At 59.4% G+C, this 13,679-nt stretch carries 11 protein-coding genes; all 11 read right to left on the minus strand.

Translation table 11 applies throughout. The features are described from left to right. Nucleotides 1-141: 141 nt before the first annotated feature. The 11 genes from ACA063_RS13805 to ACA063_RS13855 all read right to left on the minus strand — a co-directional run bounded on the left by ACA063_RS13805 (nucleotide 142) and on the right by ACA063_RS13855 (nucleotide 13,366). Nucleotides 142-1,791 carry a BatD family protein gene (locus ACA063_RS13805; RefSeq protein ID WP_497666317.1) on the minus strand — a complete coding sequence of 550 codons (1,650 nt, stop codon included), beginning with the start codon at nucleotides 1,789-1,791 and terminating at the stop codon, nucleotides 142-144. Continuing rightward, nucleotides 1,788-3,527, minus strand: coding sequence for a vWA domain-containing protein (locus ACA063_RS13810; RefSeq protein ID WP_497666318.1), 1,740 nt, complete (start codon nucleotides 3,525-3,527; stop codon nucleotides 1,788-1,790). Before ACA063_RS13810 ends, ACA063_RS13805 begins: the two co-directional genes overlap by 4 nt. Further along, the gene (locus tag ACA063_RS13815) at nucleotides 3,524-4,603 is read right to left on the minus strand and encodes a vWA domain-containing protein (protein ID WP_497666319.1); all 1,080 of its coding nucleotides are present in this window, start codon (nucleotides 4,601-4,603) and stop codon (nucleotides 3,524-3,526) included. Before ACA063_RS13815 ends, ACA063_RS13810 begins: the two co-directional genes overlap by 4 nt. Next, complete coding sequence (locus ACA063_RS13820; protein ID WP_162436746.1) at nucleotides 4,596-5,090, minus strand: DUF4381 domain-containing protein; 495 nt, start codon at nucleotides 5,088-5,090, stop codon at nucleotides 4,596-4,598. Before ACA063_RS13820 ends, ACA063_RS13815 begins: the two co-directional genes overlap by 8 nt. Beyond that, nucleotides 5,087-6,031: a DUF58 domain-containing protein gene (locus tag ACA063_RS13825; RefSeq protein WP_497666320.1), complete on the minus strand. Its 945-nt coding sequence runs from the start codon at nucleotides 6,029-6,031 to the stop codon at nucleotides 5,087-5,089. Before ACA063_RS13825 ends, ACA063_RS13820 begins: the two co-directional genes overlap by 4 nt. Nucleotides 6,032-6,036: 5 nt before the next feature. Continuing rightward, nucleotides 6,037-6,996 carry an AAA family ATPase gene (locus ACA063_RS13830; protein WP_003218556.1) on the minus strand — a complete coding sequence of 320 codons (960 nt, stop codon included), beginning with the start codon at nucleotides 6,994-6,996 and terminating at the stop codon, nucleotides 6,037-6,039. A 170-nt stretch (nucleotides 6,997-7,166) separates the two neighbouring features. After that, a complete protein-coding gene (locus ACA063_RS13835; RefSeq protein WP_497666321.1) occupies nucleotides 7,167-8,882 on the minus strand; it encodes an ATP-binding cassette domain-containing protein in 1,716 nt (571 codons plus the stop codon). A 613-nt stretch (nucleotides 8,883-9,495) separates the two neighbouring features. After that, nucleotides 9,496-10,824 carry an MFS transporter gene (locus tag ACA063_RS13840; RefSeq protein WP_497666322.1) on the minus strand — a complete coding sequence of 443 codons (1,329 nt, stop codon included), beginning with the start codon at nucleotides 10,822-10,824 and terminating at the stop codon, nucleotides 9,496-9,498. Nucleotides 10,825-10,885: 61 nt separating this feature from the next. After that, a complete protein-coding gene (lhgD, locus tag ACA063_RS13845) occupies nucleotides 10,886-12,079 on the minus strand; it encodes an L-2-hydroxyglutarate dehydrogenase (protein WP_497666323.1) in 1,194 nt (397 codons plus the stop codon). A gap of 107 nt (nucleotides 12,080-12,186) precedes the next feature. Then, nucleotides 12,187-12,897 (minus strand): FadR/GntR family transcriptional regulator, encoded by a 711-nt coding sequence (locus tag ACA063_RS13850; protein ID WP_497666324.1) that lies wholly within the window; start codon nucleotides 12,895-12,897, stop codon nucleotides 12,187-12,189. A gap of 112 nt (nucleotides 12,898-13,009) precedes the next feature. Next, nucleotides 13,010-13,366 (minus strand): hypothetical protein, encoded by a 357-nt coding sequence (locus ACA063_RS13855; protein WP_497666325.1) that lies wholly within the window; start codon nucleotides 13,364-13,366, stop codon nucleotides 13,010-13,012. Nucleotides 13,367-13,679 lie beyond the last annotated feature (313 nt).

The following is a 13,679-nucleotide window of genomic DNA, read 5'->3' on the forward strand; positions in this document are numbered from 1 at the left end:
CAAACTCCGTAGGAAATAAGGTAATGGCCGCGAGGAAAATGGAAGCGGCGAAAAGGGAGAGAGTTTACTGGCAAACGGATGGGATGTGGTCGGGCACCCGGCTTTCAGCCACGACAGCCGCCACATCAGGACGCAGCAGGCTTATTTCGGATACAACGGCGGCAATCCACTGTCACCCACGGGATCGTGGACCCGTTCCGCGATGGGGATCGCCCGAATCGCCCGCCACAAATCGTCACCTTGCCAGTGCTGCCCGGTCTCGCTATACAGCGCGCCATTCAATCCGTCGAGGGCATCGGACAACGGCACGAAGCGCGCGGCCATATCGGCCAGGGTTTCCGGTTGTTGCCGGGCCCATGCATCGAGTGCCTGGCGAGTGGCGTGAGAGTCGTTGGCCTGGCAGGCGCGCTTGAGGTCGTCAAGTACGGTGCGCGGGCTGGGGCCGGTTTGCGCAGCGCGCAGGATGGCGGGTTGCCAGCGGGCACGCCACCACAGTCCAAAGCCGAGCAGGGTGGTGCAGGCCAGGATCAGCGTGCTGAGTTTCCACCACCACAGCGCTTCGCTGTCACCCACCAGGACTTGCGGGGTACTGGCAGGGGTATCGACCGCCAGACTCGGATTGTTCGCCACTTGCAGGGTTTGCGCCGGCAGGCTGGTGTGTTCCAGATGGTCTTCGAAAGTATTCCACCAGATCACGTCCACCGCCGGCAACTCGATGTCACCGCTTCGGGTCGGCACCAGGGCTTCGCGCTCCTCACGGCTGCCCACCAGGCCACGCTCGGTATTTTCGTTACCGAGCACCGCCTGATCCGGATAGCGCCGCAAGCCACTGACTTCGGTGGCCGGTAGCGGCGGCAGTTGCGAACTGGCCAGTCCTTCGACTTTCAGGGTCAGGCTGCGGGTCAGGGAGTCGCCGACCTGGGCATGATCCGGGTCCGGGTTCCAGTTTTCGCTCAGGCTGATACTGCGCGCCGGCAGCCAGGCTGCATCGGCCGGGTAGCTTGCAGGTTTGGCCTTGACGTTGAGCATGATCTCGGCAGAAGCGACGCGCATCATCTTGCCGGATTTCGGTGCCTGGCCATCTGCATCTTGCGCCGGTTGTGCGTCAACCAGCGTGGCGCTGAAAACCTGCGCCGGGATGGTCAGTTCACCGCTGTGTTGCGGGTAGATGGCATAGCGCATTTCGATCACGCCGTGGCGCAGTCCATTAATGTCTTTCTCGTAGGTTCGCGAATCGCCCAGGGCTTCGATCCGCGCATCGGGAACCTGCAAGGGCGTCAGGCTGCTGTCGTCATAGAGCGACACCGAGTGGTAGATCCGCAGGGTCAGGATCGCCTGGGCCTGGACGTACACGCTGGGTTGATCGAGGCTGGCTTCGAGGAAGACCGGGCTCAGCTTCTTCGGGCTGTCCTGGTTTTCGCTTTCGAGCACTTGCACGGTGAGTGGCTGGCTCTGTACATCGCCCAGTTGCAGCGCCGGAATCTCCACGCTGCCGTTGTGGCGAGGCAGCAGGGTGATGATCCAGCGAGTGGTCGCCTGGTTACCATCGTTCAACGTGGTCAACTGGTTGACCTGGCGGGTGCCGCGGACTTCGAAGGCAGGTTCCAGTGGTGTCAGGTCAGGCTTGCCGAACTGCGTCACATCGCTGGATTCCAGTGTCAGTTCCACCGTTTCGCCGGTGTTCAGGCGACTGCGGTCAACACTGGCCACCAGTCCCGCAGCCTGGACCTGAACGGTACCGATCAGCAGGGCGGGCAGCAGTGCGAGCATGAAGACGGTGAAGCGGGTCATCGAGTTTTTCCCTGATCCTGATGTTGTTGCTGTTCGTACCAGAATTTGCGTCTGAGCAACTCACCCGGGTCATCCGGAATCTTGCGCAGCCATTGCTCAAGTGCCTGACGCTGCTCACCATCGATCGTGTCGCTGGTCGGACGCAACGGTGGCGTGGTGTGTTGTTCATCCCCCAGTTCGCTGCCCGGGATTTCATTGGCGCCGGGTTTCGGCGGCGTCGTGGACGGTTCTTCTGCCTCTGATGTGGCCTGCTGTGCCTCGGTTTTGGAGTCCCCTTCGGTCGCCGGTTGAGTGGCTGCGCCAGGCGGTGGTTCCTGTTCCACGGGCTGGGATGAGTCATCCGGTTTCTTTTCCGGTTCTTCAGGTGGCGGTGTGTTTTTCTGCTTGAGCAGACCTTCCACCAACGCCTTGTTGGTCAGGGCCGGGCGCAAATCCGGTTGGCGCTCCAGTGCCTGATCGTAGGCGTCCAGTGCCGCTTCCAACTCACCGCTTTTAGCCAGGGCGTTGCCACGATTGTAGTGGGCGTGGGCGTCGCTGCCTTGGGCAAACCGCTGGGCGGCGCCACTGTAGTCGCCAGCTTCGTAAAGCGCCACACCTTGCCATTGCGGGTCTTCGAAATGCTGCGCCGCATCAGCCGGTCGTTTCTGCTTGAGCAAGTGCAGGCCCTGTTGATCGGGGCGCAACCACAAGTCTTCGAAGTCGAAGGCATAGCTCGGTTGGGGCACCAGGAACAGCACCGGCAGGCAAAACAGCCAGCCGCGCCGTCCGGCACAGGCCGCCAGCAACAGGAGCGGTAACAGCAGCCAGTAACCCTGATCGGCCCAGGTGTCGAGGCGCAAGGTCTGGCCGTCGTCACGCAGCATCCGAGGGCCATCGAACAGGCCGAGGGCACGCAGGTCGGCATCGTCCAGGCGGGCGTGGCGATAGTGTCCATCCACGGCGTTGGCGAAGGCTTTAAGGCTTGGCTCGTCCAGGCGTGGGACCAGAATTGCGCCCTGTTCGTCCTTGAGAAAACTGCCGTCCTCCTGGGTAATTGGCGAACCGTCGGCGGTGCCGATACCGAGCATCAGGAACTGCGTGGATTTGCCATTCAGTGCCTGCCGAATGCCTTGACGCTCCTGTTCGGTCAGCGAAGAGCCTATCAACAGGATTCGCCCGTCACCCAGCGCGCCCTGATTCAGCAGCGCTAGGGCCTTGATCACTGCCAGATCGGCGCGATGTCCGGCCTCGGGCATCAGTGAGGGCTTCAGCGCATCCAGCAGGTTGCGGCTGGTGGCCAGATCGTCCGACAGCGGCACCAGCGTGTGCGCACTGCCGGCGTAGACGACGATCGCGGTCTGCGCATCGCTGCGGTGTTGCAGCAGGTCGAACACCTTGCGCCGCGCTTGTTCGAGACGGTTTGGCGTCACGTCGGTGGCGAGCATTTCCGGGGTCAATTCCAGCAGCACCACCAGCGGGTCGGCCGGTTTTTGGCTGGTCTGTTCGACACGCTCCCAGCTCGGCCCCAGCAGCGCTAACAGCGTTAGCGTCCACGCCACGCCCAAGGCAACCCACGGCAGTTTGCTGTCGCGTCCATTACCGCCGCTGAGCAATGCTGCGTGGAAAGCGGGTGGCAGAATCATCTGCCAGCGCCCGGCACGCTTTTGCCGATGCCAGAGTTGCCACAGCAACCAGCCGAGTACCGGCAACAGCAGCAGCCATGCCGGGCGGAACCAGAAAGGCCAGAGCGCGCTCATCGGCGTCTCCGCAGACGCAGTCGGTTCAGGCGCTGGCGCCAGTCAGGGAGTTGCGTTTGCAAAAACAGTTCCTTGGTAAACAGTCGCTGCAGCGGGTTGTTCGGCCAGCGCTCACGGGCCACCAGCAGCATGCTCAACAGTAAAGCCAACGCCAATGGCCAGTGATAGAGCGATTGGGCAGGGTGTGCCTGGGTCGGTTGTTGTGTCACCGGTTCCAGTGTGTCGAGGGTGTCCTTGATCGCCTGCAATTCTTTGCCGTCGCGGGCGCGGAAGTACTGTCCTCCAGTGACCTCGGCGATCGCCTTCAGGGCAGGTTCGTCGAGGTCCAGGCTCGGGTTGACCCCGAGGAAGCCCAAGGTGCCGCTTTCCTCCGGGTCCGCGCCAATGCCGATCGGGTAGATTTTCACCCCTTCGTTGGCCGCCAGGCGCGCCGCTGTCAGCGGGTCGATTTCTCCGCCATTGTTCGCACCGTCGGTGACCAGGATCAGTACGCGGCTCTGGGCCGGACGCATCCGCAGGCGTTTAAGGGCGAGACCGATCGCGTCGCCGATCGCCGTGTTCTTGCCGGCGATGCCGATTCGCGCTTCATCGAGCCAGACTCGAACCGTGCGGCGGTCGAACGTCAGGGGCGCTTGCAGGTAGGCCTGACTGCCAAACAGGATCAGGCCGACGCGGTCGCCTTCACGAGCTTCAAGAAAGTCACCCAACAAGTGCTGGACCAGCGAGAGACGGCTGACGTCCTCGTCCTTCCAGCGCATGTCGGGGAAGTCCATGGAGCCGGACACGTCCACGGCTACCAGCAGATCCCGGCCACTGGCGGCAATTGGCAGCGGCTCACCCAGCCATTGCGGGCGCGCCGTGGCGATCAGCAGCAACAGCCACAGCAAAATGAACGGTGCTTGCTGGCGCCAGGCCGGTAGATTGGCCCGGGCACGGCGTCGCGCCAGGCCTTCGAGGTCGCTGAGAAAGCTGACTTTCAGCGCCGGCTCGCCACTGTCGGCAACGGGTAGCACGACCCGCATCAACCACGGCAGCGGCAGCAGGGCGAAGATCCACGGCCAGGCGAATTCAAACATGCTTGCGAATCCAGGTGTCGACGGCTTGAGTGAGGCCGGCGATGGCCTTGTCGTCGAGTTTGCATTCGGGTTTGTAGGCGCCTTCGACCAGCACCATCCAGCGCGTCAGCCCGGCGGCGGGGCAGCGGTTGTCGAGAAAAGCCAGCCATTTACGCCCGTTGAGGGTGTGGCTCTGGCTGTAAGGGTAATGGTTGCGGCAAAGGCGTTTGAGCAAGCCGTTGAGCTGCTGTAACCAGGCACCGGCAGGCGCACCGTCATAAGGTTTGGGCATCAGTGCCAGTTCAGCCAGGGCGGCGAGGCGCACCGGGTCCAACGGTTGTTCGGCGCGAACGATCGGGCGTTTGTCCGGGATCAACCGGCGCAGTTGCCACAGGCCGAAACCCATCAGGGGTATCAGGAGCAATAACAGCCACCAGCCCGGTGCCGGCGGCCAGAAGCTGATCGGTGGCGGAGTGATCAGCGGTTGCAGTTGATCGAGGCTGCTCATCGACCTTTCCCCGGTTTCTGCGGGTTGAGGTACTCGCGCAGTTGCTCGACCATCTCGCTCTGGGTGCTCAGCGGCATGAGCAATACCCGCAGCTTCTGCGCCAGCAGTTCCCAACGAGCAATGCGCGCTTCAGCCTGGGCCCGGTAGGCTTGGCGCAGGTCGAAATTCAGTGTGTCGAGCTCCAGCTGCGCGCCGCGTTCGGCGAAACGCAGCAAGCCAGCGGCGGGGAGGGCGTGATCAAGTGGGTCGGACAACGGCAGCAGTAAAAGGTCGCAATGCCGTGACAGCAGGCTCAGCTGCTGCTCGGAACCCTCGGTCAACGCGCGCTCGTCGCAGATCACGATGACCAGGCTGCCGGGACGCAGCACTTCACGGGCTCGGCGCAGGGCCAGGTTCAGCGCATCGCGGTTGGTTTCGCCTTCGGTGTGCAGGGATTGATTCACGCGCACCAGACGGTTGAGCAATTGCAGCAGGCTCTGTTTACTGCGTCGCGGCTTGATCTCGTAGTGCTCGTTGTCGCCGAACACTAGTCCGCCCACTCGATCGTTGTGTCCGAGGGCGGCCCAGCCAATCAGACTCGCCGCCTGGGCGGCCAGCACCGATTTGAACATCAAGCCGGAACCGAAAAACAGTCGACGACTCTGTTCGACCATAATGAAAATCGGACGCTCGCGTTCTTCATGGAACAGCTTGGTGTGCGGCTCCTGGGTGCGGGCGGTGACACGCCAGTCGATAGTGCGCACATCGTCGCCGGCTTGATAAACCCGCACCTGATCGAAATCCACGCCACGGCCGCGCAGCTTGGAGTGGTGCAGGCCGATCAGCGGGCTGCGCTGGCTCGGCGTGGAGAACAGCTGCACTTCACGCACGCGGTGGCGCATCTCGATCAGTTCGGCGAGGCTGACACGGATGCCCGGCTCGGGCGGCAGGAGGGCGTTCATCGGGGTCAAGCGACGGCTACGACGTCGAGAATCCGCTGGACCACACGGTCCTGATCGATGCCGGCGGCTTCTGCTTCAAAAGAAAGAATGATGCGGTGGCGCAACACATCGAACAGCACTGCCTGAATGTCTTCGGGGCTGACGAAGTCGCGACCGGCAAGCCAGGCGTGGGCCCGGGCACAGCGGTCCAACGCGATCGAACCGCGCGGGCTGGCGCCGTAAGCGATCCACTCGGCCATTTCCGGATCGAACTTGGCCGGTGTGCGGGTGGCCATGACCAGTTGTACCAGGTACTCCTCCACTGCGTCGGCCATGTACAAACCAAGGATTTCCTTGCGCGCGGCGAAGATGGCTTGCTGGCTCACCCGACGCTCGGGCTTGGTTTCGCCATTGAGGGCTTCGCCACGGGCCTGCTGCAGGATCCGGCGTTCGACAGCCGCGTCCGGAAACCCGATTTTCACGTGCATCAGGAAACGGTCGAGCTGGGCTTCGGGCAGCGGGTAGGTGCCTTCCTGCTCGATGGGGTTCTGCGTCGCCATCACCAGAAACAACGGCGACAGTTCATAAGTGCTGCGCCCGACGCTGACCTGGCGCTCGGCCATGGCTTCGAGCAGCGCCGACTGAACCTTGGCCGGCGCACGGTTGATTTCGTCCGCTAGCACCAGGTTGTGGAAGATCGGCCCTTGCTGGAACACGAAACTGCCGGTTTCCGGACGATAGATTTCCGTGCCGGTGATGTCGGCCGGCAACAGGTCAGGCGTGAACTGAATGCGGTGGAATTGTGCTTCGATGCCTTCGGCGAGTTCTTTGATGGCCTTGGTCTTGGCCAGGCCAGGGGCGCCTTCGACCAACATGTGGCCGTCTGCAAGCAGGGCGATGAGCAAGCGCTCGATGAGTTTTTCCTGGCCGAGAATCTGCGTTGAAAGAAAGGTTCGCAGCGCGAGCAGCGCTTCACGATGTTCCATCGATGACTGTTCCTGGAAAGGGTGACCGCAGACGTTCTGATAACGCCAGGGCTGGGGGCGTTACTTTAATGCATGGTGGGGGGTGGCGACTAACGGCTTTTTGCGTGAAATGCGGGGATTTGAACTCAGTCTCGCGTCTGCGCTGGAAAAATTACAAAACCGCGCCCGTGTTACTTCTCTGTATGAAGGTCGCTGAACAGGTGCTTGATCGCTGATCGCTGGACCAGTTCACGCCAGGGCCCGTCCCCAACGATCACTCCATTCTTCATCACGATGACTCGATCAAAACGGTCAAGGTTTGGGACATCTTGGGTTACACAAATCAGACCGCGCTGATCAAACGTATCGAACAGGAGGTCCCATACGACGTTGGCCAGTTGCGGTTCAATCGAAGCGCTTGGCTCGTCGAACAGATTGAATTGCCCTGGCTTGTTGATCAAGCGCAGCAGTGACAGGCGTTTGGCTTCGCCGCCGGAAATGTTGGAGGCGTTTTCGCTAATGTTGCGATGGGACGCAATTTCATCAATGCACAATCGTGAAATCGCTTGCATCAGGTTAGGTGATGCTTCTGCTCCGAATAAAACTGACTCCTTAAATGTTCCCTCCAAAAACCGGGGCTGCTGAGGGCAGTATCTCAACGCATTCAGATGGGTTTTCGGGTTCAGACTGGAAATCGGTACTCCGTCAATGGTTAGCTGATTTCTTATCGAACTATCTAACCCGGCGAGGGCTTCCAGCAAGGTAGATTTTCCCGCACCACTAGGGCCGGTAATTGCCACGGACTGAGTTTGTTTGAATGACAGAGTTTTCCTGATGGCCAACCGAACCTCAGCACCTTCAGTCACCGCGCACGGATGCAGCTGCAGTGATGAGGCTTTCTTGAACGTGACATTCATCAGTCGCTCACAAAGATCAAAATCGGGTAGCGACAACAACTCATGAAGTCGACCCTGGTCTGCAAGGAATTGATCCAGAACCCTATAACCTTCCGTCAATGCAGCAATGTTAAGCAAAAAACTGCCTGCAATCGAAAAAATGGCAACCAGTTGCCCGACGCTAATGCTCGGCTGCCCCGACAGTTGATCAACGACACCCAATGCCAGCAATCCGCCCGTTGAGAGGCTGATGAACAGAATCCTGGCTGCGCTCAAAACACCACCGGAGGTCGTTGCAGTCACCGCTGCCAGTGCATAGCGCTCAAAGGCCCGGTTCAACGGGTGCATTGCCATAGACACTGCATTTTCCAGTTTTATAGCTTTGCCAGCGTTAAGTGTATTGAATAAAAGGGCGCTGAGTTCATCTTCTTGCTCGTTAACCGCATCAATATGTTTTCTGCGCCATCTGATAATTTTGTGGGTGAATACTAAATAAACGACACCGAGTCCGGTCATGGCGAGGAATACTTCAGCGCCTCCCATGTATAGGAATGCACTGCCAACGATCAGAAGCTCGATGAAAATCGGAACGCCTGCGGTGACAAAGAAGGTCAGTAATTGTTCGTGAGCCGTTATTCCTCGCTCCACTGATTTTATGAAGAGTCCAATTCGCCACGAACTAAATTGCACAAACTCTTTGCGCATCAGTTCTGCCAACCACTTGATAGAGGCGTTCAGTACAATGTTTTGGACCAGCCTCGAGAGAAAATAAGTTTGCAAAGGGCTAATGATCGCGTGGATGAAACCAGCGAGAACCAGGCCTGCGGTGAACGCTAGTAATGTGTAGTGGGTAGCACCGATGCCGCTATAGAGAGCATCAACTATTTTTCCTAGTAGTAGGGGAGGGGCGAGAACTATTAGTTTTAGTGCTATTAGTGTAGAAATAGTAGAAATTAGTAATGAGGTATGTTTTTGGCAGGCGGCTTTAATTAGGGTAAGCATGGGGTGCATGGTGGCTGTCCATTATTTTGTGCGCGTTGAGTTAGTTTCCCCGCAGGATATGTTGGGGTGCAACGAGCAGCCCATTTCTAATAATGTTTAAGTGCTGAAGGCCAGGAATGTATGTTGGGGAGACTATTGCTTTCGTCAATTAGCAGGCGCCTTACTTGCGAAGTTTTTTTTGCAAGTGACTAATTATTAGCAGGATGGTTGTTGGTGGGCTAGATCAGACCTTCCGATACTGATGTAGGTGAGCTCTTGTCGTCAGGTAGGAGGAAACGGGGGGGATTTGCGTTTTCGCTTGTTTCTGGTTATTTGTTGTTTAAATACAATGCCTTGTGGTGTTTAAGATGCTGGCGAGGATATAAGTGTTTTGATCGATTTTGAGGCGTTATCGAGCGTTATCTATCGGCTCTCGCTGGGATATTGATAGGCGCGACAGAGTAAAGATCAAAAGATCGTCGTCCATTTCTGCCAATACGACCTCAAGTGATTCTGCTTTCACGACGGGTTATTTGTCGCCGGGGGGACCAGCCATTTCAAGTAACCCGCCGTAAATGGGCGCTAACCGTCAGCGTTCGCTACCGCTGAACTGGATAGGCCCCCCCCACTCCCATCACAAACGTTAGTTCTTGAAGCTGGAGTGCTTGCGCCCTTGGTCAAACAACGCAAAAACCACCACTAGCACCCCGGAAATCAGCAGGATCACCGCCACGCCATCGGTGGAATGGGTCGCCGAATTCGCCACGAGCGCCAGGCCGCCCAGAGGCGCCAGACCACCGGCGATCGCCGTACCGACTTCACGACCGGTACCAAACCCCGAAGAGCGGGTCTGGGTCGGGAACTGGCGGCTAAGGAACGAGCCTTGGGGGGCAAACATCATGGGGGCGAGAATCCCGGTGCCGATGGCGATGGCCAGATAGATCATCAGCGGCTCGCCAGTGTTGAGCAGGGTCAGGAACGGATAGGCGAACAGCGCTGAGCACACACCGCCGAGCATCAGTACCTTTTTGCTGCTCCACTTGTCGCAGAGCCAGCCGAAGCACGGCACGGCAACGATTGCCACCAGGCTGGCGATGGTGACCGACAGCGAGGTGACGTGGGCTTCGACACCCTTGAATTGAGTCAGGTAGGCCAGGGAAAAGGTTTTGAAGATATAGCTCAGGGCGTTGTAGCCAATCGCCACGAACAGCACCACCACCAGGCCCTTCATGTCATTCCTGAACAGCAATTTAAGCGGCGAAACCTGTTCTTTGGCGGCGGTCGTGTCGAGCTCCTCGAACTGCGGGGTTTCCGGAATGCTGCGACGGACCCACAGGCCAACACCCACCAGCACGATGCTGCAGATGAACGGAATGCGCCAGCCGCCGGACAACAGAAACTCGTTGCCATTCATGGTCAGCACGTAGACGGTCAGCGACGACAGCAGCAAGCCCAGGTTCAGACCCAAGGCAGGCCAGGCGCCCTGGCTGCCGCGTTTGCCTTCGCTGGCATGCTCGTAGGACGTGACGGCGGCGCCAGACAGTTCTGCACCCGCGCCCAGGCCCTGGATGATCCGTACCAGCACCAGGATGATCGGTGCCCAGATGCCAATCGAGGCATAGCTGGGGATCAGCCCGATCAGGGTGGTGCACACGCCCATCATGCAGAAGGTGATGACCAGCACTTGCTTGCGGCCGAAACGGTCGCCCAGGTAGCCGAACAGGATTCCGCCAAACGGGCGGGCGATGAAACCGATGGCAAAGGTCGAGAAGGCCAGCAGTGACGCGACCGCCGGGTTGCTCGGATCAAAGAAGATCTTCGAGAAGACAATCGCCGCCATGGTGGCGTAGAGGTAGAAGTCATACCACTCCAGCATTGAGCCGAAGATGGTTGCGGCAGCCACCTTGCGCAGGCGTTTCTGCTTTTGGAGCGGAGTTTCCGGGGCGGTCGGGGCCGCTTGATGTACAGACATCGATGATTTCCTTTGGTCTTTGTAGTTATTTTTAAGGGTGATGGCACCCGTGCAGCGGGGTTCAGCGACTAGTAAGAATTTTCTCGGCGATCATCTGGCCGATCGGAATGGCCGAGGTCGCGGCCGGCGAGGGGGCGTTGCACACGTGCACCATGCGCGGCGTCTCGGCGAACAAAAAGTCGTGTACCAGGGTGCCGTCGCGCATCACCGCCTGGGCGCGGATTCCGGCTTCATAGGGCAGCAGGTCATCGACTTGCAGCGATGGGCAGTACTTGCGGCACTGCTCCAGGTAACCGCGCTTGAACAACGAGTTCTTCATTTCCGTGGTGCCGGAGCCGAGGTTGTTCCAGATGGTTTTCCAGAAGCCAGGAAAGGCCGCGTACTCGGCGACGTCGCGCCAGTTGATCGAAAACTTGCGGTAGTTCTCCCGACCCAGGCCAAGCACGGCGTTGGGGCCGACCGTGACGCTGCCATCGATCATCCGGGTCAGGTGCACCCCGAGGAACGGCAGTTCAGGGTCGGGAATCGGGTAGATCAGGTGGTTGACGATCTCGTTCCTGGACGCTGGCAGGCGGTAGTACTCGCCACGAAACGGAATGATCTGATGGTCGATCTTGACCCCGGCCATTTTCGCCAGCCGGTCGGACTGCAAACCGGCGCACGCCACCAGTTGCCGGGCCTGCCAGACCTGGTCGAGGCTGCTGACGGTGACGCTGTCGGCGCTCTCGCGGATCGCGGTGACGCTGGTCTGCAGGCGGATCTCACCGCCCGCGGCCTCGATCACCCGGGCCATGGCCTGGCACACCTGGCGATAGTCGACAATCCCGGTGGCATCGAGGAACAAACCGCCGAGGCCGACGATGTTTGGTTCGCGGCGGCGCAGTTCGGTGGCATCCAGTTGCTCGACTTTCAAACCGTTCTGTTTCGAACGCTCATACAGGGCATGCATTCGGCTGACTTCCAGCGGTGTCGAGGCCACCAGCAACTTGCCGCAGACGTCGAATTTGATCCGGTGCTCGGTGCAGAAAGCCTTGGTCGCTTCCGCGCCGCGCTTGCACAGGTCGGCCTTGAGACTGCCAGGGGCGTAGTAGATGCCGGCGTGGATCACGCCGCTGTTATGCCCGGTCTGGTGTTGCGCGAGCATCGCTTCCTTTTCCAGGATCAGTAAGGAGGCGCCGGGCTGGCGTTCGAGCAGCGCCATGGCGGTCGCGAGGCCGACGATGCCGCCGCCGATAATGCAATAGTCATAGATCATGCAGGTGTCACCTTGAATTGCTGGCAGAGAGTCTGCTTATCAGGTTGTCAGACAAAGTAATCAGTAAAAAAGACGCTCAATCGCAGCGTCCTCGGTGCAGCCGGTAATCAGTCGATGCTGGGAAGGTCAATCTTCAGGCGTTTGGCAGCTGCGCGCAGGTGCGCTTCAGCACAGGAGGCCGCTTGGTAACGGTCTCCTGCCGCAATGGCGTCGTACAGCGTTTGGTGTTCGCGTCCAGCATCGGCGGAGCCGCCCACTGAGTGCGCTGCAGAGTTTTCCCAGGCGGTACGTCGGGCTTCGGCCAGTTGGCCGCGCAGGAAATCGTGGAAAGCGACGAAATAGTCATTCTTGCTGGCGTCGGCAATCGCCCGGTGGAACTCGACGTCGGCCAGGGCCGCTGCGGCAAAGTCACTGCGTTTGTCGTGCATTTCCTGCAAGGCAGTGCGCATGCGTTGCAGGTCCGCTTCGTCGCGGCGCTGCGCGGCGATGGACGCGGCCTGGGTTTCGGTCCACAGGCGCATTTCGAACAATTGCACCAGGTCCGGTTTGCGGCCTTTCTGGCTGGGAAAGCGGAACACCGTGCCGTTGGGATTCTGGGAAATGAAAGATCCCAGGCCCCGGCGGCTGATCAGGATGCCATCGGCCTTGAGCTGGGCCACGGCCTCACGCACCACCGAGCGGCTGACATTCAACTGTTCGGTCAACTGCTGTTCGGTGGGCAGGCGCGATTCTGCGGTCAGCCGGCCGGATTCGATTTCTTCGCGGATGGCATTGACCACTCGTTCAACCAGGGAGTCGGGGCGCTGTAGCTGAAGCATGAGAATTGTGGCTCGCAGATCAGGTTGTCAGACAATGCCAGTGCACTAATTTCTTGTCAAGAAACTGCAGGCTTCCGGGAATCGGCTCAGCGCGTGATCTTTTTGGGAGCTGTCAGGCTAGCTCGCTGATATAGGTCCCGGTCCCCTTGAGAATGTTCTGCAAGGTTTCTTCCACTTCCGCCAGATCGCCGGCATCCGTGCTGTGAATGATTTCCAGCGAATCATCGCCATTCAGCGCGTCAGCATCCGCCGCTGCAATCTCGATCAGCAGGCGGGTAGGGCTGAGGGTGACTTTTACGCCGTCGAGGGTGGAGGGTTCGCCGTCGAGGGTGATCTCCAGTTCGTCCTCGTCCGGGTAGCGGGTCATCAGGAACATTTCGCCCTGTTCGCTGTGGCAGGCGAGCATGGCCATGTTGTCTTCTTCGTCATCGCATGGATTGACGATCAAAAGGGATGTGGTCATTTGCATGGGAAATTCCTGGCTCGACGAGCGCGTTGAAGACGACAAACGGCGATTCTGCCAGTACGCGGGAATTTATGCTCGGTTGAGTGTCTGAGTTTAGGTCGTGAACATCCAGGGTAGAGGAGGTCATATCCAGGACGCGAGCACCGTAAAACCGGGCATAAATCGTCCGAATTCGCCCACGGCTGCTAGTGTTGTTCGATGCTTCACCACCAAGCTGCATGCCGATGACCGAATATGTCGCAGCACCGCAAGCACGGGCCTTGCCGCACTGGGTAAGCTGCGCATCGAATGGATACCCGTAAAAACCTTGCGCAAT

The organism is Pseudomonas sp. LBUM1643, assembly GCF_059716215.1.